Genomic DNA, 22198 nt, shown 5'->3' with positions numbered 1-22198 from the left:
GTTCGTCGATTAGGGGATGCGATGGGCCGGACGCAGTGGCAGAAGCGCGCGATCGATTGAGGGAGACTATCGAATGACAAGCAAATTTGCCCGCTTCGGCGGCGCCGCGATGGCTGCGACGCTGCTGGTCCTGACTGCATGCAATGCGTCGGATAACAAGTCGGCGAGCGCATCGGAGGCAAAGAACTGGACCGAGTTCCGTGACCAGTTTCTCGCCGGCTATTTCCCGCTCAATCCGAATTTCGCCGTCTATCAGGGCAAGCATGAATATGACGGGCAGCTTCCCGACTGGTCGCCCGAGGGTCTGGAAAAACAGGCCGCCTATCTGGAAAAGGCGATTGCCGACGCGAAGGCGTTCGACGGCGAGATGTCCGACGCCGAAAAGTTCGAGCGCGATTATCTGGTTCATGTGGCGCAGGGGCAGCTCTTCTTCCTCCGCGATACCGATTTCGCGCAGAAGAATCCGGCTTTCTATACCGGCGCGCTCGACCCCAATGTCTATATCGCGCGCCCCTATGCCGATGCGGCGACGCGGATGAAGGCGTTCATCGCCTATGCCGAAAAAGTCCCTGCCGCGGCCGCCCAGATCAAGGCGAATTTGAAGCTGCCGCTGCCCGCGACCTTCGTCAAATATGGCACCGCGGGCTTCGGCGGTTTCGCCGATTATTATAAGGGCGACGCCAAGGCGGCTTTCGCCTCGGTCAAGGACGAGGCGCTGCAGAAGCAGTTCGACGAAGCGTCTGCGAAGGCCGGTGCGGCGATGACCGACCTTGCGAAATATGTCGGATCGCAGCCGGGCACGCCCGACGGCTATGCGCTCGGCGCCGCAAAATTCTCGAAGATGATCCTGACCAACGAAGGCGTCGACACGCCGCTCGACGAACTCGAGCGGATCGGGCAGGCCGACCTCAAGCGCAATCAGGATGCGCTGAAGGCGGCTTGCGCCACCTATGCCGCGGGCATGACGATCGCCGACTGCATGAAGAAGATGAGTTCGGACAAGCCTGCCGACGGTCCGGTGGCCGAGGCGCGGCGCCAGTTGCCGACGCTCCGCGCCTTCCTGATCGAGAAGGACATCGTGACGATCCCGGGCACCGAACAGGCGCAGGTCGAGGAATCGCCGCCCTACAACCGCCAGAACAGCGCCTATATCGACATCCCGGGTCCGTATGAAAAAGGCCTGCCGTCGGTCTATTACATCTCGCCGCCCGACCCGACGTGGGACAAGCAGACGCAGGCCGACTTCGTGCCGGGGCGAAAGGATCTGCTCTTCACCTCGGTTCACGAAGTGTGGCCGGGGCATTTCCTGAACTTCCTTCATTCGAACCGCGCCGAGAGCATCTTCGGCAAGCTATTCGTCGGCTATGCCTTCGCAGAGGGCTGGGCGCATTATACCGAAGAAATGATGTGGGATGCCGGGCTCGGCGAGGGCGACCCCGAAACGCACATCGGCCAGCTTTCGAACGCGCTGCTGCGCGATTGTCGTTATCTGTCGGCGATCGGCCTGCACACCAAGGGCATGACGGTTGCGGACTCGGAGAAGCTGTTCAAGGAACAATGCTATCAGGATGAAGGCAATTCGCGGCAACAGGCGGCGCGCGGCACCTATGATCCGGCCTATCTCAATTACACGATGGGCAAGCTGATGATCCGCAAGCTGCGCGAAGACTGGACGAAGGGTGACAAGACGAAGTGGAAGGCATTCCACGACGAATTCCTGTCCTACGGCGGCCCGCCGATCCCGATGGTCCGCGCCGCGATGATGAAAGAGAAGGCACCGAAGGCGGTCTTCTGAGACTGGCGAATCGACCAACCGGCGGCTAGCCTCTTCAAAACAGGGGGCTAGCCGATGGTTGACGTATTCATTTCCTACTCGCGCGACAACAAGGCGCGCGTCGCGGATATCGCATCCGCCGTCACCGCTGCGGGGTACGACGTGTGGTGGGATGCCGAACTGCCGCCGCACCGGTCCTATGGCGACGTCATCACCGAAAAGATCGGCAGTGCGAAGGCCGCGATCGTCGTCTGGTCGCACACGTCGGCGGCGTCCGAATGGGTGCGCGCCGAGGCCGATGTCGCGCGCAACCAGAAGAAGCTCGTCCAGACCGCGATCGACGATGTGATGCCGCCGCTGCCGTTCAACCAGATCCAGTTTGCCGATCTCAGCGACTGGAACGGCGATCCATCGCATGGTGGCTGGCGCAAGGTATTGATGAGCCTTGAGGAATTGTGCGGGCGCGAAGCCGTTGCGGCAGCGCCGACAACGCCGGCGCCGGTGTCCCGCATCGCTCCGCCTCCCGCCGCCAGCGATTGGCAGGCGGCGCCTCCCTCACAAAAATCGTCATTCCTTCCCTGGGCGTTGCTGGGGCTGGCAATCGTCGCCGTCGCGTTGCTTGCGTGGAAACTGTTGCAGCCGGCACCGACCGCCCCCGGTGCGACGTCGGTCGCGGATGCGCCCGCGCAACCGGCGGCCAATTCTGCGGTTGCGCCTGACGATGCCGCGCCGTCCGTCGATGCCGGTCCGGCGGAAGCCTTCACGCTCGCGGCGGTCATCAACGATCCCGAGGGTTTCACGAACATCCGCGCGGAGCGGAGCGCCCAGAGCGAGATTCTCGGCAAAGTGCTCGATGGCGAAAAATTCCTGACCTACAAGCAATCGGGGGCATGGTGGCGCGTGCGCAAGGCCGACGGAACAACGGGTTTCATGTTCCGCAAATATATCCGGCTTGTCGAAGGACCGGCGCCGACGATTCCTGCCGGTGCCGCGCCGACGGGCGTCGGCGGCAGCGGTGTCGTCATCCCCGATTCCTCCGACCGGCTGCTTTCGGCCGACGAACTCGGCAATTACAGCGCGCTCGAACTGCGGGTGGCCCGTAACGAGATTTTCGCACGGAACGGCTTCCGTTTCAGCGATCCGTCGCTCCGCGCGCATTTCAGCCAATTCGATTGGTATCGCCCGACGAGCGACACGGTCGCGCTATCGGCCACAGAGAAGGCGAACGTCGCCTTGCTGAAATCGGCAGAAGCCGCGGCGCGATGACGGTATCGGCGGACCGGATCGCGGCCGCCGAAGCCGAGGTCGCGCACCGACTGGCCGAGGGCGACGCGCTGAGCGCGTTCGATTGCGCCGTCGCGGTGCGCCGCGACGGTATCGAAAGCCCGCGCCTGCGCTATCTGATGGTGCGTGCGCTCGCCGCTTCGGGTGATAGCCTCGGGGCGATGCACCTCTATGAGCAGCTTGATCTTGCTGCGTCGGGCGATGTCGACAGCCTCGCGCTCGCGGGACGGATCTGGAAGGATGCGGCTTTCGACAATCGGGGCGAGCGCCGGAATGCGCTGCTGCGGAAAGCCGCGGCGGCGTATGACAATGCCCGGCGGCTTTCGGGATCCGCATTTCCGGCAATCAACGCCGCAAGCCTTTATGCGCTGCTCGGCGAACGCGAGCGCGCCGCGGCCTTGGCGGGTCCGATTGCCGCAAATGGTGCCGGCGACGATTATTGGGATCTGGTGACGCTGGTGGAGGCGTTGTTGCTGCTCAATCGTGGCGACGAAGCGCTGCGCCCCGCACGGACGGCGAACGAACGCGCAGGTCCCCGCGCGGGGGATCGTGCCTCGACCTGCCGTCAGTTGACGCGCCTCGCCGCGGCTGGCGCGATCGACGACGATCATGCTCGCACGATCGTCGACCTGCTTCGTCCTCCACCGGTCGGGATTTATTGCGGACGGATGTTCCGCGCGGGCGGCGCAGGTGAAGCCAATGCCCGCAATGCCATCGCCGCCGCGCTCGATGAACAGCCGCTTTCGGCGCTGATCGGTCCGCTCGCGTGCGGCGCCGATATCCTGTTCGCCGAAGAGGCGCTTGCCCGCGGTATCGACCTGACCATCGTGTTGCCGTTCGCCGAGGATGATTTCATCGCGCAGTCGGTGCTTTCGGGCGGCGAGGGCTGGTTGGCGCGCTATGTTGCGTGTCGCGACCGGGCGGCGATGGTCCATTTCGCCAGTGGCTCGCGCTATGTCAGCGACGATTGCCAGTTCGTCCTCGGTTCGCACACGATGATGGGCCTCGCCAAATTGCGCGCGCGCGAACTGGAAACGGTGGCGATCCAGCTCGCTGTCGTCGATCCGGAGGTCGCCGCACGACCTTCGGCCGCAATTGCCGGGACCAATGCCGATATCGCGCTGTGGCAGGATCATGGCGGCGCGACGCGGACGATTCCCGTTGGCGGTCTGGACCGCAATCTCGACTTCCCGCCGGCACCCAGTCCGCCCGAAGGAACGCGCCGCGGGCTCTATGCCATATTGTTCGCGGACTTTGCCGGCTTTTCGAAACTGGGCGAGGCCCAGCTGCCGATCTTTGCCAGCGAAGTGATGGGCGGGATCGGCCGCATTCTCGACGATTTCGGCGATGCGGTGCTCTTCCGGAACACCTGGGGCGATGCCGTCTATGCGATCATCGACGACCCTGCGACGGCAGCGCGGATCGCGCTCGCGATGCAGGAGCGGCTTGCCATCCTGCCGCCGGCGCTCGGGCTCGACGGACAAAAGGCCGGGATGCGGACGGGGATTCATTTCGGACCGATCTATCGCGGCGTCGATCCGGTTGTCGGCAATGAGCTCTGGTACGGCACCGAGGTGACGCGCACCGCACGGATCGAGCCGGTCACATTGGTGGGTCAGGTTTATTGCACGCAGCCGCTCGCCGCGATGCTGGCGCTTGGCAACGCATCGGACTTTGATTGCGATTATGTCGGCAAGGTGCAGCTCGCCAAGGATTATGGCGAGCTTGCTCTCTATCGATTGTCGCGCGGCTCAGTTTGACGGCGCGCGCAATCGCGCGACGAAAAAGCCGTCGAGGCCGCCTGCATCGGCGAGCATCGCCGGGAGGGTGCGGATCAAACCCCTGTTGTCGGCCGTAATCGCGCCCGGAAGCTCCCCGGCGTGCGGGGCCTCGATGGCCCATCCGGCGTGTCGGTCGAGAAAGGCCGACACCTGATCCTCGCCCTCGGCTTGCTCGAGCGAACAGGTCGCATAGACGAGCGTTCCGCCCGGTTTGACCCATCGCGAAGCGCGCGACAGCAACTCGGTCTGCAACTCTGCCATTTCGGCAATCTGACGGGGTTCGATGCGATGGAGCACGTCGGGATGGCGACGAAAAATTCCGGTGGCCGAGCAGGGCGCATCGAGCAATATCGCATCCGCCGGGCCGTCGGGCGCCCACGACCGGATATCGCCCTGGACGATATCGGCCGACAATCCCGTGCGCTCCATATTGGCGCGGAGCCGTTCAAGGCGTTTGGCGCTGGAATCGACGGCAACGACATTCCACCCCGCAGCGGCGAGCTGCATCGTCTTGCCGCCCGGTGCGGCGCAGAGATCGAGCACCGTCCGGCCTTCACCCGCGCCGAGCAGGCGCGCGGGCAGGCTTGCCGCCAGATCCTGCACCCACCAGCCGCCTTCGCTATAACCGGGCATCGTCTCGACCGCCTGACCGCGGGGCAGGCGCCGGTGTAGCGGTGCAAGCGTAACGGCGTCGGGCCATTCGTCGGCGGCGGGTTCGGCGGCGAAGCTGAGGTCGATCGGCGGCGGTTGGCTCCACGCCGCCTCGGCGGCTTCGACCATTGCCAGATCCCATTGTTCTGCCCAGCGCTCCGCGGTGGGCAAGGGCAGGGTGGCGCTGGCGGGCAGCTCCCATTCTTCCTGCTGCGCGCGCGACAGGATCGCGTGGACCAGTCGGCGCGGGCCGCCATCGACGAGCGGCAGGGCGGTCGACACGACGGCATGGCCGGGGGTCTTGAGGATCAGCAACTGGGCGAGCGCAATCCGCAGCACCGCGCGCGATTTGACATCGTCGGGCAGGATTTGCGCCGTAGCGCCATCGATCAGCGCGTCGAGGTCGACCATCCAGCGCAGCGTTTCCGAAACGATCGCTACGGCAAACGCCCGGTCCGTCGGCGTCAGCCCCTGGGTGGCGGCGTGCATCGCGATATCGAGAGGGTCGCCGCGCCGCAGGATCGCGTCGATCAGCCGCAGCGCGGCACGGCGTGTCCCCGTACCGGCGGGATCGGCTCCGCCGGGCGATCGCGGGCGCCGGGGTGGACGACGATCAGCCATGACGGGCAAAGGCGTGGTTGGCGTGACGCATGAAAAATCCTATAAGGCGGGCATCATGACTGACAGCAGCCAGAATGGAACCATCGGCGGAACGCCGCGCGCTGTAAAGCGCCCCGCGCATGTAAAGGCTCCGACGGGCTGGACGAACAGTGCGCTGCCATCGCCCGAACCGATCCGCGAAGACAAGGCGGAGGATCAACCGGGCGGGCGCAATCCCGTGCGCTATGGTGACTGGGAATTGAAAGGGGTCGCGGTCGACTTCTGATCGCGGCGACGGCGCCGTTCGGCTCGAAATCGGGAAACCGGCGGGAATATGGATGGCCGCCCCGGCATCGACCGGGGCGGCCATAATCATTTGCTTAAACGGCCGGAAGCTCGGTGTTGAGGGGCATCTTGCCGCTCTTGACCTGTTCGGCGAACACTTCGCGCATAAGCTGCAGCGAGAAGAGGTGCGCGAAGATCAGGCCGAGAATACCGTTCTGCATCAGCTTGCGCAGCACGTCGCCACGCAGTTCGCGCAGCTTGTTCTCGTCGACCATCTGGAAACCGCGATAGACATAGGGCTTGTCATTGCCTTCCTGCTGGATGGCGACTTCGCCGTCCATGAGGAGGTCGGCCTTCTTCAGTTCGTCCATGAACATGCCCGTGCGCTGACCGGCTTCTTCGAAATTCTTGCAGAATTCGAGCACGGCCTGAACCTGTTCCGACGGCTGGCCGTCGACGAACAGGGCATCGCCCTCGTCGAACTTGCCGATCGCGCCCGAACTCGGGTCGAAGCACAGCGACAGATCTTCCGAATCGGGCTGGAGGCGCGCGAGAAGGAAGGGGTAGCGGCGGATATAGGCCGGAACATAGACCGGATTGATCAGCTTGCCTTCGTCGTCGACGAAAGTGTTGACGCCTTCGTTCAGGCCCATCAGCGCGAGCGGAACGGGATTGTCGCCGGCCGAAAAGACGATCGGGAAAAAGCGGCAAGCCGACACAAACTCGTCCGAGGTCAGCGGGATGGCATGCTGGCCCACCAGAAATTCGGCGCTGTCGAGCGGACGGGCGTGGAAATCGGCGTGCTCGACGCTCGAAAGCGGGGCGAGATCCTTGTAGAACAGCGGCAGATTGGCAGGTGCGGGCGCGGTGGCCATATTTGAGCTCCGGTAAAAGTCCCGCAGGTCGGGACAAAAAAGGATAAAGCGCCTTATTGACCCGCGCCGCGCGGCGCAAGGGGGCTATGATATGCGTCGGCGAAATGGACCAGGCAGCGGTCAGACGACGAGTTTGCCGGGATTGAAGAGGCGATCGGGATCGAGCCCGTCCTTTATGCCGCGCAGCGCGGACAGGCGCGCGGGGCTGTCGAGTTCGGCCAGGATATCGCGCTTCATCTGGCCGATGCCATGTTCGGCCGAAATCGATCCGCCGAGCTCCAGGGCATGCGAATAGACCAGCCGGCTGACCGCCTCCCCATGCTCGGCGAGCCAGGCCACACCGTCGGCGTCGACAGGCGGCTGGACATGGTGGTGGACATTGCCGTCGCCCAGATGGCCGAAGGACAGCGCGCGCGCTCCCGCAAATGCCAGAGACAATCGGACAGGATTCTCTGTGATGAAAGCGGGCATCAGGTCCACCGGTACGCTGATGTCATGCTGCAACGCCGGCCCTTCGGCGCGTTCTGCTTCGGATATGGAATCGCGCAGGCGCCAAAAATCTTCACTCTCTCGATCGCTTTTGGCGATCACGACATCACGGACCAGCCCGGCATCAAGCGCCGAAGCTAGTTGTTGTTCAAGGGCTTCGCCGAGCGTCTGGTCGCTTTCGCCCGCCAGTTCGAGCAGTACATACCACGGATGTCGCGCGGTAATCGGCGCGCGTGTTTGCGGGATATGGCGCAGAACGGCATCGAGACAGCTATGCGGGATCAGTTCGAAACCCTCGAGCTCGCGCCCGATCGCTGCATCGACCCGGCGTAGCAGCAGCAGCGCACTGTCCGGCGAATCGATCCCGATCCATGCCGTCCGCCGGGCCGGGGCGGCAGGAACGAGGCGCAGTGACGCCGCAGTCACGATCCCCAACGTTCCTTCAGCACCGCAGAATAGATGCCGCAGATCATAGCCGCGGTTATCCTTCTTGAGTGGGGCCAGCCCGTCGAAAATGCTGCCGTCGGGTAGAACCGCTTCGATGCCCAGCGTCAGCGTCCGCATTGATCCGTGGCGCAGTACCTGGGTTCCACCGGCGTTGGTCGACACCAGTCCGCCGATAGTCGCCGATCCCTTGCCGCCAAGGGTCAGAGGAAAGCGGAGCCCGTGCTCAAGAACCGCGTTGTGAAAATTCTCGAGAATCACGCCGGCTTCGGCAACGGCAAGCTGCCCCGCCGCTTCGATATGGCGTATCCGGTTCATACGCCGCAAGCTGAGCAGCAACTGTTCTCCGCTCGTGTCAGGGGTGGCGCCGCCGACCATGCCGCTGTTGCCGCCCTGCGGGACGAGCGCGACCTTCGCCTCGGCGCACAGGCGAACGATAGAGGCGACTTCGCCAGTGGTTGCGGGCGAGAGAATAGCGGCGGCACGGCCGTGATATTTGCCTCGCCAGTCGGTCAGCCACGGCGCCATCACCCCGGGATCGACGCTGAAGCCCTTGGACCCTAGCAGATTCGCAAATGTGTCGAGCAGCGATGCAGAAGGCGGGTGCGTCATGCCGATCCACTCCGGAAATTTCCTGCTCCAAGACCGGACAGGGGGTGACAGCAGTTCATTTGATGTTCAATCATCCTTGTTAAAGGGGTCGATGGACGAATAGTATCTTTTCGTCCAGCGGGACGGACGCGGGAGCCACGGGTGAGCGAAATCTTCGGCAAGAACGCCAAGGGAGCGGCAGCGGAGCTGTGCTGACGGCGGCGTTTCTGTGGTTTGCGGCCGCTGCGCCGGCAGCAGACGCCGCGGTGCCGGTCGGTGCGCCCGAACCATTGGTAGCGATTTCAGCGCCGACCTCCGAACAGGCGTCTTCCTTCTGGCAAATGGTGATCGAACAACAGCTTATCATTCGTGTGCCGGCACAGCGCTCGCAGCTCAATAATTTTGCCGCGGGGCCTTCGATGTCCAAACGCGCGACGGAACCTCCGGTCGTCTGGAAAGAGAAAAAGGCGCCCAAATGCGTGGCTATGCGAAATATATTGGGCATGCAGGCGGTGCAGCGCGACAGCATCGACATCATCACGCGGCAGAAGCAACGGTTGCGCGCGCAGCTCAATCGCGGTTGCCGCGCGCTTGATTTCTATGCCGGCTTCTACATGCAAGGCAGCAAGGACGGAAAACTGTGCGAGGATCGTGACGAAATCCACGCACGGACCGGCGCAAAATGCGAGATCGACAAGTTCCGTCTGATGGTTCCCGTCCGCGAAGACGATTGATCGCGTTTATCGCCGCCTTTTCTTGACTTTTCCCGCCATTTGCCCAAGGGCCGCGGCAACGTTCGCCTGCGTGGGAGGCCGGACGCTCGTTTTTTCCGGACATGATGACACTATGAAATTTGCCGACCTCGGCCTTTCCGACGAACTTTTGCGCGCGATTGACGAATCGGGCTACAATGAACCGACCGCGATCCAGGCGGGCGCAATTCCCTCTGTACTGATGATGCGCGACATGATCGGCATCGCGCAAACAGGCACGGGTAAGACGGCGTCCTTCGTGTTGCCCATGATCGACATTCTTGCGCACGGCCGCGCTCGCGCGCTGATGCCGCGCTCGCTGATTCTCGAGCCGACGCGCGAGCTTGCGGCACAGGTCGCGGAAAATTTCGAAAAATACGGCAAATATCATAAGCTTTCGATGGCGTTGCTGATCGGCGGCGTCCAGATGGGCGATCAAGTGAAAGCGCTCGAAAAGGGTGTCGATGTGCTGATCGCTACTCCCGGACGCCTGATGGATCTGTTCGAACGCGGAAAAATCCTGCTCACTGGTTGTAATCTACTCGTGATCGACGAAGCGGATCGCATGCTCGACATGGGCTTCATCCCCGATATCGAGAATATCTGCACCAAATTGCCCGCAAATCGGCAGACGTTGCTTTTTTCGGCAACGATGCCCCCGCCAATCAAGAAGCTGGCAGACAAATTTCTGTCGAACCCGAAGACAATCGAAGTCGCGCGTCCGGCGAGCCGCAACGAGAATATCGAGCAGTTCCTTGTCAAGACGTCCGAACGCGGCAAACGCGACACGCTGCGTGACCTGATCGAAGCCGAGGACATCGGTACGGCGATCATCTTCTGCAACCGTAAGACCACGGTGCGCGAGCTTGCGAAGTCGCTGCAGCGTTATGGTTACAAGGCGGGCGAAATTCATGGCGACATGGATCAGTCGAGCCGGATCGCAGAGCTCGACCGTTTCAAAAACGGCACGATCAATATTCTCGTGGCATCGGACGTCGCGGCGCGCGGGCTTGACGTCAAGGGCGTCAGCCACGTCTTCAACTTCGATGCGCCTTGGCACCCCGACGATTATGTGCATCGCATCGGCCGGACCGGCCGTGCGGGGGCAAAGGGCCGGGCATTCACGCTAATATCGCCCTCCGACGATGAAGCGGTCGACAACATCCAGAAGCTGACGGGTTATAAAATTCCCATTCACAGCGGTGGTGCATCGGCCCCCGACCTGATCGCGGTGGATGATGACGCCAATGGCGAACCGCGCCGCAGCCGCTCGCGCGGTGGGCGTGGCAAGGCGGCGGCGAAACCCGAAAAGGCACCGGCAAAAACCGCTATCGATCCGCGTCCGGCCAAATCGGCTCGCAGCGATGATCGGAGGCCGCCGAAACACGAGGATCTTGACGGTCCGGATGACGGCTGGAACGGCCCGATGCCCGGCTTTCTGTCGGTCGGTTTCGGCAACTGACGCCGGTCTGCGTCGGAAGCGCGGTCAGAGCCTGACCAGCATCTTCCCGATATTCTTGCCTGAAAACAGGCCAAGAAAGGCGTCGGGTGCCGACGCCAAGCCGTCGTGCACGGTTTCGCGCATCGTCACCGCGCCGCTCGCGATAAGCCCGCCCATGTCGGCATAGAATTCCTCCATGCATTCGATGAACTGGTCGGTGTAGATGAAGCCTTCCATGCGGATCCGGGCGGGGATCGAGCGGATGAGATGTTTCATCTCTTGCGGCTTTCCGTCGTTGTAAACGTCGATCATGCCGCAAATCGCGAAGCGCGCAAAATCGCTCGCAGCGGCAAAGGCGGCATCGAGATGCTCGCCGCCCACATTGTCGAAATAGACGTCGATGCCCGGTTTGCCGAGGCGTTCAAGCGCGGCAACAAGCTGTGGAAGCACCGGTCCCGCCTTGTAGTCGATTGTCGCATCGGCACCAAGATCATCCACCCATGTGCATTTTTCCGCGCCGCCTGCGGACCCGATAACGGTCATTTCACGCGCCTTGGCGATTTGCACCACCGCCGATCCGACCGCTCCGGCGGCCGCAGAGACGAAAATCGTGTCGCCGGGTTTGGCTGCGGCGACGCGGAGCAGACCGATCCACGCCGTCCCGCCGGTCAGGCCCATGTTGTGCAGAAAGGTTTGCGGAGTCAGCCCGGCTGCAAGCATGTCGGCGGGCAGCTTGTTCGGCATCATATCCAGCCCGATAACGCCGCCGTCGCGCCAGCCGCCCATATGGAGGATCAGATCGCCGGGTGCGAAGCCGTCCATCGCGCTTTCGATGACCTCGCCGATCGCGCCGCCGGTCATCGGCTGATCGATCTGGAAGCTTGGCGCATAGCTTTTGGCATCGTTCATCCGCCCGCGCATATAGGGGTCGACTGACAGCCAGAGATTGCGGACCCTGAGCTGGTCTTTTTCAAGCGGCTCGTCGGGCGTTTCACGCAATGCGAAATTGTCGATCGTCGGCAGCGCGTGCGGACGACTGGTCAAATGCCACGCCTTGGCCATCGGAATCCCCCCATTCCCAATTTCACCGGCGACAGAGGCGGCCGTCGGAAAAGCCGTTGCCACCGCCAATCGGCGTCGTTAAGACCTGCCGGTCGCGGGGCCGTAGCTCAGATGGGAGAGCGCTGCAATCGCACTGCAGAGGTCAGGGGTTCGATTCCCCTCGGCTCCACCAGCGACCTTTCGGTCCATCAGCCGGCAATCGCGATAGAAGCCTCTATCGTTATATCCCTCGGATAACCCGCGTCGCCGTGGGCATCAAGCGGCGGTCAGCGACGTGCCGGCTCGTCCGGCCCAGGCATGGCGCTGGACCGGACCTTGGCAAACAATGGGCGGGACGGACTCAGATGGCGGGAGGAGCCGCGGGATCGTCAGCCCCCGGTTTCGCTCGCATCTGTTGGCGGACGGCTAGTATAAACCGGCTCCGCCAGAAAGCGACGACCAGCCCAAGGAGGAGGGCCCAAGGCAGCAACGCTGCGCTGAGCGTGAGGACGAAACCGAGCGCAGTACCGCCGCTGCGCATCAGCGTCTCGCCCGCGCTGGCAAACGGATTTTCATGGCCGATACCGGGAAGCCCACCGTCGCTGGCATAATTGAATGCGACGCTCGTCCACGCAATGCGGGCTTCGCCGTTTCGGCGAGCCTGACGCTCACCCGTGATCTCGCCGCGAACCTGACTGATCTGCGCCAGGATCTCGGCGCGTTCGCGCTTGTCGAGCCCGCCCGACTTCAGCCGTTCTTCCAGCCGCGCTATTTCGGCTTCGGAGCCGGCGCTTCGCTGCTGAGAAGCGAGGATTTCAGTGCCGACATCTTCGCCGGCGACGCTGGCGTCGGCCAACACCCCTTCGGCTTTTTCGACGCTGGCGATTGCGCTCGCGCCGAATTTGCGGGCAATGCTGGGGTCCAGCTTGAATTGCGTTTGCGCCTCTACGAGCTTTTCGTCGGTGAGCTGGTAGCGGACATCGACGATACGGCAGCGCTGGATGCCGAGCGTTTCGCAAGCGGCGGCGTGTTCCTCTTGGACCTTGGAGATGCGGTCGTCTGCGAGACGGAAGGTGTAGGCATAGTCGAAAGCGACGCCGGGCGCGGCCTCGATGCCGATCCGGGGCGCGGCGGCAGCGTCAGCTGGGCCTTCTTCGGCAATGGTTTCGGTGGCTGGGGCATCGGTTGTCGCGGAATCTTCGGCTGATTTTTCCGAGCAGCCGATCAGGGCGAGCGCCATCGCGCTCGCTAAGAGCTTATTTCGCATGCAGATTCTCCCAAAGCGCGACTCGTTGGCCGCATGGGATGGCATATCATAACTAAAGTAGTAGACAATAAAAATCAGGAGAGCGTTACGAAGCTGTCGAGCACCCTCTTGCTGCCGGCCTGATCGAATTCGACCTCCAGCTTGTTGCCGTCGATGTCCATGATCTCCCCATAGCCGAACTTTTCGTGGAAGACGCGCATCCCGACCGCGAGGTCGGATCGCGCCTTGGCGCCGACCGAGGCGGCAGGGCCACGTTCCGAAGGGACAGGGGCGCGGGTGATTGTCGATGACTGGGCGGTCGCCCGCTGCCACGCCGGACCGCGCGTCATCGTGCGCGCGGGCTGGCGTTCGGCGACTTGCGCGAAGGGATCGCCCTGCGCCGACCAGTTGGCACGCCACAGACTTTGCCCACCGCCGAAGCTGTTTTCGCTGTCGACATGTTCGGGTGGGATTTCCGCGATAAAGCGACTGGGAATGCTACTGACCCACTGGCCGTAGATGCGCCGGTTCGCAGCGTGATAGATGCTCGCGCGCTGGCGTGCGCGCGTGATCGCGACATAAGCGAGGCGGCGCTCCTCTTCGAGGCTCTGTGTCCCGCCCTCGTCCATCGAGCGCTGTGACGGGAAGACACCGTCTTCCCAGCCCGCGAGGAAGACGTGATCGAACTCAAGGCCCTTTGCGGCGTGGATCGTCATGATGGTGACGGTCTCGGTGGTGTCGTTGTTGTCACGGTCCATGACGAGGCTGACATGTTCGAGGAACGCCTCGAGCGAGTCATATTCCTCCATCGCGCGGACGAGTTCGGAAAGGTTTTCGAGGCGGCCGTCGGCCTCGACGCTGCGGTCGGCTTGAAGCATCGCGGTATAGCCCGACTCATCGAGAATAAGCTGGGTCAGTTCGGGATGCGAAAGCTCGTTCGCTTTCGTCTGCCAGCCGCGCATCTGCGCTACGAAATTTGCAAGCTGGCGACGCGCCTGCGGCGTCAGTTCGTCGGTTTCGGTGATCCGCGACGCCGCATGGAGGAGCGGTGCGCGTTCATGGCGGGCAAATTGGTGGATACGTGCGAGCGCCTTGTCGCCAAGCCCGCGCTTGGGCGTGTTGATGATCCGTTCGAAAGCAAGATCGTCGGCGCTCGACTGAACAAGGCGCAGATAGGCGAGAGCATCGCGGATTTCGGCACGTTCGTAAAAGCGGAATCCGCCGACGATGCGGTAGGGCATGCCGATCGCGATGAAGCGGTCTTCGAATTCGCGCGTCTGGAATTGCGCACGGACGAGGATCGCAGCGCGATCGAGACTGACCATGCGGTGCTGGAGTGTCTCGAGTTCTTCGCCGATCCGGCGCGCCTCTTCGGGGCCATCCCAAACGCCGACGACGCGGAGCTTGTCGCCCGGTTCGAGGTCGGTCCAGAGCGTCTTGCCCAGGCGCCCCGAATTCTGAGCGATCAGCGCCGAGGCGGCGGCAAGGATCTGCGGCGTCGAGCGGTAATTCTGTTCGAGCCGGATGACGGTCGCGTCGGGAAAGTCCTTTTCGAAGCGCAGGATGTTCGCGACCTCGGCGCCGCGCCACGAATAGATAGACTGGTCGTCGTCACCGACGCAGCAGATATTCTTGCGCGCCTGCGCGAGCAGCCGCAGCCATAGATATTGGCTGGCGTTGGTATCCTGATATTCGTCGACGAGGATATATTTGAAGCGGTCCTGATATTGCTCGAGCACGTCGCGGTGCGTCTTCAGTATCACCAGCATGTGGAGCAGCAGGTCGCCGAAATCGCAGGCGTTCAAAGTCTTTAGTCGCGCCTGATAGAGCGCATAGAAATGTTGGCCTTTGCCGTCGGCGTAAGCCTCCTTATCCGCGGCATCGAGATCGGCGGGGACGAGCCCGCGGTTCTTCCATTTGTCGATGAGCCCGGCGAGTTGGCGCGCAGGCCAGCGTTTCTCGTCGAGCCCCTCGGCCTGGATCAATTGCTTGAGTACGCGGAGTTGGTCGTCGGTGTCCAGGATGGTGAAATTGCTCTGCAGTCCGACCAATTCAGCGTGACGGCGCAGCATCTTGGCCGCGATGCTGTGAAAGGTGCCGAGCCACGGCATGCCTTCTACCGCGTCGCCGATCATGCGACCGATACGCTCGCGCATCTCGCGCGCGGCCTTGTTGGTGAAGGTCACCGCGAGGATTTCGGACGGCCAGGCCCTGCGCGTCGCCATGATATGCGCGAGGCGCGCGGTCAGCGCCGCGGTCTTGCCGGTTCCGGCACCCGCGAGCATCAGCACCGGGCCTTCGGTTGTCAGCACCGCTTGCCGCTGCGGACCGTTCAGTCCTTGCAGATAAGGCGGGTCCGAGGGGCTGGGCGCGGGCAGGTCGGGCAGGGAGGCGGGGGTATCGTTCACGCGCGAACGATTAGGGAACAGCGAGCAGGCTGTCCAGTGCGGTGAGGCGGTCCGAAGGCGTCGTTGCGCCGCGCTTCAATTCGTCGAGCGTCGCGCGTGCCATCGCGTGGTAGGCGGGAAGGAGGGCGGGGCTATACTTGCTGAGGGTATCGAGATGATCGCTGATTGTCTGCACGTCACCGCGCAGCAGCGGGCCCGATAATCCGGTGAAGCCATAAGCGAGACTATTATCAAGCGCTGCTCGGACGAGCGGGGCAAGCAACCCCGACGGATCGTCGACACCGGCATCCTTGAGCGCCCCTGCCGCGCCGGCGATAAGGGTGACGAGGTGGTTCGACGCGTGGCAGAGCGCAGCATGATAGAGCGCCCGCTTTTCTTCGGCGATTTCGATCGCGATGCCGCCGAGCAGCTTGACGATGTGTTTTGCCTGCTCGGCCGCCTCGGTGGTCGAGCCGGTGATCGCAAAACGTGCGCCGGCCATGCGCAGGGCTTCGCCTTCCGGATCGCCAGTGAAGGTCATCGCGGGATGGATCGCCGCCGTCAGCGCGCCGGCGGCACGCAGCGGTTCGAGCACAACTGCGCCGCTGCGCCCGCTGACGTGGAAGATGAACGGTACGCGGCCTGACGGCGGCGTGGCCGCCATATCGACGATGACGTCTGCCAGCGCGTCGTCTGCGACGGCGATTGCGATGATGTCGCATTCGGCCATCAAACGATCGATACTGAATGCGGCAGTGGCGCCGATCCGTGTCGCAGCAGAGCGGACGCTGTCAGGCGTTCGTCCCCACAAAAGCGGCCGCGCGATCGAGTGCGGCGCCACGGCGAGCGCAAGCGCCTGCGCAACGCGGCCTGTGCCGACGATGCCGAACGGATGGAGTGAAGGATCGTTCATGGCAGCGGATGTAGCGCGGCGATGACGGTTCCGCCAATCGTAGGACTTTATCTCGGCGTTCACCGCCTCTACCGTTCGGTGATGCAGCGATATTCAATCATTCGACTGACGGGGCCGGCTCTGGTCTTACTCGCGCTCTCCGCCTGCGCGGGCGGCAATTATCGTCCCGTGGCCGACACGCCGGTACGGATCGGCCCGGCCTATACGATCCGCGGGACAACCTATGTCCCCGCCACCGCGCCCGCCTATGACGCCGTGGGCTATGCCAGCTGGTACGGCAGCGAGTCGGGCAACCGTACCGCCAATGGCGAGCAGTTCCGCCCCGGATGGATCACCGCGGCGCACACGACGCTGCCGCTTCCAACCTATGTCGAGGTGACAGCGCTCGATACCGGGCGGCGGATTATCGTGCGGGTCAACGATCGCGGACCGTTCGCTCTCGGGCGGATCATCGACTTGTCGCGCGGCGCCGCCGAAGAGCTTGGCATGAAGGCACAGGGCCACGCTCCGGTGCGTGTTCGCCGTATCGAGCCATCGGAAAAGGACCGTGAACGTCTGCGCAAGGGCAAGTCCGCAGCTTCCCTCGCTCCGGTGCCGGAGCGCGAGTTGCAACGGCTACGGACCCAATTGGCACCTCGTCTGCGCTGACCCCGAGCATTACGGGTTGCGCATGGTGCGCGAAGGCGTTCAAAGCAGCGCCGAACAAAGGGGAGAGCATTGCCCGTGGATCTGTCACCTTACCGGGCGCATCGGCGCATCCTGACCGCGAGCCTGGTCGGCACCGCGGTCGAATTCTACGATTTCTATATCTACGGCACCGCCGCGGCGCTGGTCTTCGGGCCGCTCTTCTTTCCCGAGAGTTCGGATTCAGCGCAGCTGATGTACAGCTTCATGACCTTCGGGCTCGCTTTCTTCGCGCGGCCCGTCGGAGCGATCGTGTTCGGCCATTATGGCGACCGGATCGGGCGCAAGTCGACGCTGGTCGCGTCGCTGATGCTGATGGGCGCGTCGACGCTGCTGATCGCCTTCCTTCCGACCTATGCGATGGTGGGATGGGTGGCGCCCCTGCTGCTCTGCATCCTGCGTTTCGGTCAGGGGTTCGGACTTGGCGGCGAGTGGGGCGGGGCGGCGTTGCTTGCGGTCGAGAATGCGCCGCCGGGGTGGCGTTCGCGCTTCGGGATGTTCCCGCAGCTTGGCGCGCCTGTCGGCTTCATCGCGGCGAACGGGTTGTTCCTGCTGCTCGGTCTGGGGCTCAGCGATGCCGATTTTGCCTCGTGGGGCTGGCGTATTCCGTTCCTGTTATCGGCGGTGCTCGTCGGACTGGGGCTATGGGTGCGGCTCAAGATCACCGAGACGCCGGACTTTGCCGAAGCGCTGGAGAAGAAGGCGCCGGTTGCGGTGCCGATCGGCGACCTGCTCCGCCATCATCTGGTTGCGACGCTCGCGGGGACCTTCGCGGTCGTCGCCTGTTTCGCGATCTTCTATCTCGCGACGAGTTTTGCGCTCGGTCACGGAACACAGGCGCTTGGCTATCCGAAGGAGCAGTTCCTGTTGACCCAGCTGGGCGCGATCCTGTTCATGGCGGTCGGGATCATTTTTGCAGGCTATGTCAGCGACGCGTCGAGCGAACAGCGCGTACTGACTTGGGGCTGCGGCGCGACAGTGCTGATCGGGTTCGTGTTCGGGCAAGCACTGGCGTCGGGAAGCTGGCCGCTCATTTTCCTCGGCCTCGCCTCGGCGCTGTTTGTCATGGGTCTCGTCTATGGTCCGCTCGGCAGCTGGCTGACCGGGCTCTTCCCGGTGCATGTCCGTTACACGGGCGCGTCAGTTGCGTTCAATGCGGGCGGGATATTGGGCGGCGCGATGGCGCCGATCATCGCGCAGGCGCTCGCCGAATGGGGCGGGACGGGGACGGTGGGCTTCTATCTTGCGCTGGCCGGCGTCGTAAGCTGGCTGGGTCTGCTGATGGTCCGGCGGAGCGCTTAGGCCAGTCTGAGCAACGTCAACTTCGCCTTGCCAACCTTGCGTGTCGCGTCGATTTCGAAGCCCGCGATCTCGATCTCTTCCTTCTCCGCGGTTTCGATCGAGATCAGGCTGTCGGGGCCGATCCACCCGAGGCGATTGAGCTTGTCGAGCGCGACGCTGCCCGCGCCGGTATCGTAGGGCGCGTCGATCAGGATCAGGTCGTAGGTGCGGCGCGCCGGGCCGAGTGCGAGCACCGACCCGGCGCGGATATCGGCGCGTGCGGTGGCGTCCAGCGTGCCCAGATTCTTTCGCAGCACGTCAAGTGCGTCGCGATCCTGCTCGGCGAACAGGCATTGTTCTGCTCCGCGCGACAGCGCTTCGATCCCGAGTGCGCCCGATCCGGCGAACAGGTCGGCGACGACCAGCCCCTCGAAGCTGCCGACGCGGCTGGTGAGCATCGAGAAGAGCGTTTCGCGCGTGCGGTCCCCAGTCGGACGCGTCGCGTTATTCCTGGGCGCGAGCAGCTTGCGGCCGCGCCATTCGCCTGAAATCACGCGCATCCGATCAACCCATTTGCCGGCGGAATTTGAACAACTCGTCGCGCGGAACGACGTCGACCGCGCCGAGCGGCATGCCGCCAAGCTCGAACGCGCCGTAGCGCGTGCGGATCAGGCGGCTGACCTGCAGCCCGAAATGTTCGAGCACTTTGCGGACTTCGCGGTTCTTGCCCTCGGTCAGCGTCATTTCGACCCATTGGTTGCGGCCCGTGCGCCGTTCGAGGTTGGCGTCGATCTTGCCATAGCGGACGCCGTCGATCTCGATCCCCAGCGCGAGCTCCTCGAGCTGCGCCTGGCTGATGTCGCCGAACGCACGGGCACGATAGGTGCGTTCGACGCCGCTCGCGGGCAGTTCAAGCTGGCGCTTGAATTCGCCGTCGTTGGTGAGGAGCAAAAGCCCCTCGGTATTATAATCGAGGCGGCCGACCGGCATCAGGCGCGGCAGATCCTTGGGCAGCAGGTCATAGATCGTCTTGCGCCCCTTGGGATCGCGGGCCGCGGTGATGCAGCCTGCGGGCTTGTTGAAGCGATAGAGGCGCGTCGAGACGGGCTTGGCGACCGGGTTGCCGTCGACGGTCAGCCCTTCGAGCGATGTGAGCAAAGGCGCGGGGTGAACGACGACCTGGCCGTTGAGCGCAATGCGCCCTTCCTCGACCATGCGTTCGACGTCGCGACGCGAACCGACGCCGGCGCGCGCGAGCAGCTTGGCGATGCGCTGCGGCCCATCCTCGCGCTCTGCCTCGGCGGGTTTGGTTTTGAGCGCGGAGGCGGCGCCGCGCGCGGCGCGACGACCCTTGGGTGCTTCGCGATCGCCAGAAGCTTTCGGCGCCGAGCGGGTTGCGGGGCGGGGTGGGCGGCGTGTGTTCATAGGAACAGATGCGACTTTCTTGTCGTTATTGTCGGAAAATGTGTTGCGTTGTGAGCACGCTCATAGCCGGAAAAGACCCGCTTCGTCGATGGTGAGCAGAAGCGATCTTGCAGGACGGCACGGAGAGGGTCATGGCGTTGTTTGAGGGAGTCATCATGCTCTTTGGCCACCGCCCGACCTGCATCAAGCGATTGCTGATCATCGAGGATGATCCGCTGACCGCGTTCGACAATGAGCACACGCTGAAAATCGGCGGGTACGACATTGTCGCGACGGTCGATTCGGGCGAGGCTGCGGTGGCGATCATGGCAGCCGAACCGTTGGATGCGGTCGTTCTCGACCTTGGTCTTGCAGGAAATATGACGGGGCGCGAAGTTGCGCGACTGGCGCGCGACCGCGGCATCGCGGTGCTGCTGGTGACGGGACAATGCCCCGCCGACGCCGAAGAGATTGCCATCGCCTGTCTCGGCAAGCCGCACAGCGCGTCGGCACTCGTATCAGCGCTGAAGGCGGTCGAGTCGATGGCGTGCAAGAATCAGGCGCCGCGGAAGGTTAGCGGCCTGACGACCTTCTGGCGGCCTGCTGCTGCCTGAGCGCGGCGATCCGATAAATAGCCGCTTCCAATTTGGGACCAAGCCTTTAGGCCCCTCGTATGACAAGGCGTCCGCGATGCGGGCGCGCGGGGAGCGTCGGCATGTCGGTTGATCTGATTCGGTTTATCATTTTCGTTGCCGTGCTCGGCGGGTTGGTGGTCGTCGCGCTCGCGATACCGGCGTTCCGCCCCTATCTCCGCAAGAATCCGGCGGTGGCCTTCCTCCTCGGCATTTCGAGCGGTTTCCCGTTTACGCTGGTCGCCGCCACCATGACCTTCTGGCTCGCCAAGGTCGGCTTTACGCCGACGACCATCGGCTTCGCAGTGATGGTCGGCATTCCTTACACGATCAAATTCCTGTGGGCGCCGCTGGTCGACAAGATTCCCTTGCCCGGTCTGACGAAGGCTCTCGGCCAACGCCGCAGCTGGCTGTTCTTCGTCCAGTTCTTCCTCGTTCTTTCGATCTGGCAGATGGGGGCGAGTAACCCGCAGCCGGGCGATTATGGCTGGTTCCTTTTCTGGGCGGTCGCCACGGCCTTTTTCTCGGCGACGCAGGATATCATCATCGACGCCTATCGCATCGAGATATTGGAAGAGGACGAGTTCGCCCACGGCACCGCCACCAACCAGTTCGGCTATCGTACGGGCAATCTGATCGCGGGCGCTGGGACGATCTACTTCGCCTCGCAGGAAGGGCTGGGGCTGGGCTGGGCGGTCGCCTATGCGCTCACCACCCTTTGTGTAGTTCCCGCCATCCTTGGCGCCTTCTGGGCCGGTGAAGGCAAGTTCGTCGACCGCTTCGGCAGTGCATCGGGGATGAGACCGGGGCAATGGCTCGTCGAGACCGTGGTCAATCCGTTCCGCGAATTCCTGACCCGCGACGGCGCGTTGATGATCCTGCTGTTCATCTTGGTCTACAAGGTTGGCGACGCGATGGGGCAGGCGATGCTCAGCCCGATGATCGTCGACCTCGGTTTTGCCGACCTCGACTATATTTCCGCGAACAAGATCTGGGGCTTCGCTGCGGTCCTTGTCGGCTCCGCGCTGGGCGGACCGTTCGTGCTATGGCTCGGCATGGGCCGGGCGCTGCTCGTTTCGGTCCTGCTGATGATGTTCTCGAACCTCATGTTCATGGCGCTGTCGATCGCGGGCAATGATTACTGGATGCTGGTCGCGGCGATCGTGACCGAGAATATCACCAGCGGGATCGGCCTGACTGTCGTCGCCGTCTATCTCTCGGGCTTGGCGAACATCGCATATACCGCAACGCAGTTCGCCTTGCTGTCGTCGGTTGCGGTGATCGGGCGGACCTTCATGGCCGGACCCGCGGGCTATGCCGCGGAGAAGCTGGGATGGACCGGTTTTTGGGGCCTCACCGTCGTTGCCGCGATACCCGGCATGATCCTGCTGTGGATGATGTGGCGCAAGGGCTATGTCGTGCAATCCATTCGCCAGAGCGGCGCGGTCGACGAGACTAAGCTGCGCAAGCCCGTCGGTGCCCTGCGCATCGCCGGCTTCGCGCTGATCGTCGCGGGGGTGGTCGGGCTGCTACTGGCCAATCAACTCGAACTGGCCTCGCATGTCATGTACGCTTCGCTCGCCGCCTTAGTCGTCGGCGTTTTGCTGGCGTGGAAGGGCAAGGCATCGGCGGCGACGGTTTAA

General features: G+C 63.5%; 19 protein-coding genes and 1 tRNA gene. 11 read left to right on the top strand and 9 right to left on the bottom strand.

What is annotated here, in order from left to right:
- Positions 1 to 73: 73 nt before the first annotated feature.
- From BLW56_RS13865 to BLW56_RS13855, 3 genes are read left to right on the top strand one after another with little or no spacing between them, the layout of a single operon-like run.
- Positions 74 to 1795 (top strand): DUF885 domain-containing protein, encoded by a 1722-nt coding sequence (locus BLW56_RS13865; protein ID WP_093511264.1) that lies wholly within the window; start codon positions 74 to 76, stop codon positions 1793 to 1795.
- A 54-nt stretch (positions 1796 to 1849) separates the two neighbouring features.
- Entirely contained in the window at positions 1850 to 3040 is a 1191-nt protein-coding gene (locus BLW56_RS13860; RefSeq protein ID WP_093511263.1) for a TIR domain-containing protein, read from the top strand.
- Positions 3037 to 4818 carry an adenylate/guanylate cyclase domain-containing protein gene (locus tag BLW56_RS13855; RefSeq protein ID WP_093511262.1) on the top strand — a complete coding sequence of 594 codons (1782 nt, stop codon included), beginning with the start codon at positions 3037 to 3039 and terminating at the stop codon, positions 4816 to 4818. The genes BLW56_RS13860 and BLW56_RS13855 overlap by 4 nt, the downstream gene beginning before the upstream one ends.
- Here BLW56_RS13855 and BLW56_RS13850 read toward each other — a convergent pair.
- Positions 4810 to 6111, bottom strand: coding sequence for an RsmB/NOP family class I SAM-dependent RNA methyltransferase (locus tag BLW56_RS13850; protein WP_093511261.1), 1302 nt, complete (start codon positions 6109 to 6111; stop codon positions 4810 to 4812). The two genes, BLW56_RS13855 and BLW56_RS13850, sit on opposite strands and share 9 nt — an antisense overlap.
- Between BLW56_RS13850 and BLW56_RS13845 the strand changes: the two genes are divergently transcribed.
- Positions 6110 to 6376 (top strand): DUF1674 domain-containing protein, encoded by a 267-nt coding sequence (locus BLW56_RS13845; protein WP_371262242.1) that lies wholly within the window; start codon positions 6110 to 6112, stop codon positions 6374 to 6376. The genes BLW56_RS13850 and BLW56_RS13845 overlap by 2 nt on opposite strands.
- Before the next feature lie 94 nt (positions 6377 to 6470).
- Here BLW56_RS13845 and BLW56_RS13840 read toward each other — a convergent pair whose 3' ends face one another.
- Complete coding sequence (locus tag BLW56_RS13840) at positions 6471 to 7250, bottom strand: SapC family protein (protein WP_093511260.1); 780 nt, start codon at positions 7248 to 7250, stop codon at positions 6471 to 6473.
- 120 nt (positions 7251 to 7370) lie between these two features.
- Positions 7371 to 8795 carry an FAD-binding oxidoreductase gene (locus tag BLW56_RS13835; RefSeq protein ID WP_093511259.1) on the bottom strand — a complete coding sequence of 475 codons (1425 nt, stop codon included), beginning with the start codon at positions 8793 to 8795 and terminating at the stop codon, positions 7371 to 7373.
- 458 nt (positions 8796 to 9253) lie between these two features.
- Between BLW56_RS13835 and BLW56_RS20945 the strand changes: the two genes are divergently transcribed.
- Together BLW56_RS20945 and BLW56_RS13825 are read left to right on the top strand one after the other, a co-directional pair.
- Positions 9254 to 9508 carry a hypothetical protein gene (locus BLW56_RS20945; RefSeq protein ID WP_256203472.1) on the top strand — a complete coding sequence of 85 codons (255 nt, stop codon included), beginning with the start codon at positions 9254 to 9256 and terminating at the stop codon, positions 9506 to 9508.
- A 112-nt stretch (positions 9509 to 9620) separates the two neighbouring features.
- A complete protein-coding gene (locus tag BLW56_RS13825; RefSeq protein WP_093511257.1) occupies positions 9621 to 10988 on the top strand; it encodes a DEAD/DEAH box helicase in 1368 nt (455 codons plus the stop codon).
- 24 nt (positions 10989 to 11012) lie between these two features.
- Here BLW56_RS13825 and BLW56_RS13820 read toward each other — a convergent pair whose 3' ends face one another.
- Positions 11013 to 12029 carry an NADP-dependent oxidoreductase gene (locus BLW56_RS13820; protein WP_093511256.1) on the bottom strand — a complete coding sequence of 339 codons (1017 nt, stop codon included), beginning with the start codon at positions 12027 to 12029 and terminating at the stop codon, positions 11013 to 11015.
- A 96-nt stretch (positions 12030 to 12125) separates the two neighbouring features.
- On the opposite strand from BLW56_RS13820, the gene BLW56_RS13815 reads away from it, so the two are divergent.
- A tRNA-Ala gene (locus BLW56_RS13815) sits at positions 12126 to 12201 on the top strand.
- Positions 12202 to 12369: 168 nt separating this feature from the next.
- Here the strand turns inward: BLW56_RS13815 and BLW56_RS13810 are convergent.
- From BLW56_RS13810 to BLW56_RS13800, 3 genes are all read right to left on the bottom strand, one after another.
- Complete coding sequence (locus BLW56_RS13810) at positions 12370 to 13275, bottom strand: DUF4349 domain-containing protein (RefSeq protein ID WP_177175972.1); 906 nt, start codon at positions 13273 to 13275, stop codon at positions 12370 to 12372.
- A 74-nt stretch (positions 13276 to 13349) separates the two neighbouring features.
- Positions 13350 to 15662, bottom strand: a complete 2313-nt coding sequence (locus BLW56_RS13805; protein ID WP_256203471.1) for an ATP-dependent helicase — start codon at positions 15660 to 15662, stop codon at positions 13350 to 13352.
- Between the two features lie 10 nt (positions 15663 to 15672).
- A complete protein-coding gene (locus BLW56_RS13800; RefSeq protein ID WP_256203499.1) occupies positions 15673 to 16605 on the bottom strand; it encodes a Rossmann-like and DUF2520 domain-containing protein in 933 nt (310 codons plus the stop codon).
- A 30-nt stretch (positions 16606 to 16635) separates the two neighbouring features.
- Here BLW56_RS13800 and BLW56_RS13795 point away from each other — a divergent pair, with 30 nt between their 5' ends.
- Positions 16636 to 17202, top strand: coding sequence for a septal ring lytic transglycosylase RlpA family protein (locus BLW56_RS13795; protein WP_093511253.1), 567 nt, complete (start codon positions 16636 to 16638; stop codon positions 17200 to 17202).
- Positions 17203 to 17283: 81 nt separating this feature from the next.
- Positions 17284 to 18540 carry an MFS transporter gene (locus BLW56_RS13790; protein WP_093511608.1) on the top strand — a complete coding sequence of 419 codons (1257 nt, stop codon included), beginning with the start codon at positions 17284 to 17286 and terminating at the stop codon, positions 18538 to 18540.
- Here the strand turns inward: BLW56_RS13790 and rsmD are convergent.
- Both rsmD and BLW56_RS13780 read right to left on the bottom strand, forming a co-directional pair.
- A complete protein-coding gene (rsmD, locus tag BLW56_RS13785; RefSeq protein WP_093511252.1) occupies positions 18537 to 19079 on the bottom strand; it encodes a 16S rRNA (guanine(966)-N(2))-methyltransferase RsmD in 543 nt (180 codons plus the stop codon). The genes BLW56_RS13790 and rsmD overlap by 4 nt on opposite strands.
- A 4-nt stretch (positions 19080 to 19083) precedes the next feature.
- Positions 19084 to 19944, bottom strand: coding sequence for a pseudouridine synthase (locus tag BLW56_RS13780; protein ID WP_093511251.1), 861 nt, complete (start codon positions 19942 to 19944; stop codon positions 19084 to 19086).
- Positions 19945 to 20075: 131 nt separating this feature from the next.
- Here BLW56_RS13780 and BLW56_RS13775 point away from each other — a divergent pair, with 131 nt between their 5' ends.
- Both BLW56_RS13775 and BLW56_RS13770 read left to right on the top strand, forming a co-directional pair.
- Complete coding sequence (locus BLW56_RS13775; RefSeq protein WP_256203470.1) at positions 20076 to 20537, top strand: response regulator; 462 nt, start codon at positions 20076 to 20078, stop codon at positions 20535 to 20537.
- A 101-nt stretch (positions 20538 to 20638) separates the two neighbouring features.
- Complete coding sequence (locus tag BLW56_RS13770) at positions 20639 to 22198, top strand: AmpG family muropeptide MFS transporter (protein ID WP_143043466.1); 1560 nt, start codon at positions 20639 to 20641, stop codon at positions 22196 to 22198.

This window comes from Sphingopyxis sp. YR583 (assembly GCF_900108295.1).
Classification (GTDB): domain Bacteria; phylum Pseudomonadota; class Alphaproteobacteria; order Sphingomonadales; family Sphingomonadaceae; genus Sphingopyxis.
Note: the sequence above shows the minus strand (reverse complement) of the source record. Positions and strands in the feature narration are given on the sequence as shown.

Coding starts and splice junctions, on each gene's coding strand:
- BLW56_RS13865 (WP_093511264.1), top strand. CDS start 74: ATGACAAGCAAATTTGCCCGCTTCGGCGGCGCCGCGATGGCTGCGACG.
- BLW56_RS13860 (WP_093511263.1), top strand. CDS start 1,850: ATGGTTGACGTATTCATTTCCTACTCGCGCGACAACAAGGCGCGCGTC.
- BLW56_RS13855 (WP_093511262.1), top strand. CDS start 3,037: ATGACGGTATCGGCGGACCGGATCGCGGCCGCCGAAGCCGAGGTCGCG.
- BLW56_RS13845 (WP_371262242.1), top strand. CDS start 6,110: ATGACGGGCAAAGGCGTGGTTGGCGTGACGCATGAAAAATCCTATAAG.
- BLW56_RS13850 (WP_093511261.1), bottom strand. CDS start 6,111: ATGGCTGATCGTCGTCCACCCCGGCGCCCGCGATCGCCCGGCGGAGCC.
- BLW56_RS13840 (WP_093511260.1), bottom strand. CDS start 7,250: ATGGCCACCGCGCCCGCACCTGCCAATCTGCCGCTGTTCTACAAGGAT.
- BLW56_RS13835 (WP_093511259.1), bottom strand. CDS start 8,795: ATGACGCACCCGCCTTCTGCATCGCTGCTCGACACATTTGCGAATCTG.
- BLW56_RS13825 (WP_093511257.1), top strand. CDS start 9,621: ATGAAATTTGCCGACCTCGGCCTTTCCGACGAACTTTTGCGCGCGATT.
- BLW56_RS13820 (WP_093511256.1), bottom strand. CDS start 12,029: ATGGCCAAGGCGTGGCATTTGACCAGTCGTCCGCACGCGCTGCCGACG.
- BLW56_RS13810 (WP_177175972.1), bottom strand. CDS start 13,275: ATGCGAAATAAGCTCTTAGCGAGCGCGATGGCGCTCGCCCTGATCGGC.
- BLW56_RS13795 (WP_093511253.1), top strand. CDS start 16,636: ATGCAGCGATATTCAATCATTCGACTGACGGGGCCGGCTCTGGTCTTA.
- rsmD (WP_093511252.1), bottom strand. CDS start 19,079: ATGCGCGTGATTTCAGGCGAATGGCGCGGCCGCAAGCTGCTCGCGCCC.
- BLW56_RS13780 (WP_093511251.1), bottom strand. CDS start 19,944: ATGAACACACGCCGCCCACCCCGCCCCGCAACCCGCTCGGCGCCGAAA.
- BLW56_RS13775 (WP_256203470.1), top strand. CDS start 20,076: ATGGCGTTGTTTGAGGGAGTCATCATGCTCTTTGGCCACCGCCCGACC.
- BLW56_RS13770 (WP_143043466.1), top strand. CDS start 20,639: ATGTCGGTTGATCTGATTCGGTTTATCATTTTCGTTGCCGTGCTCGGC.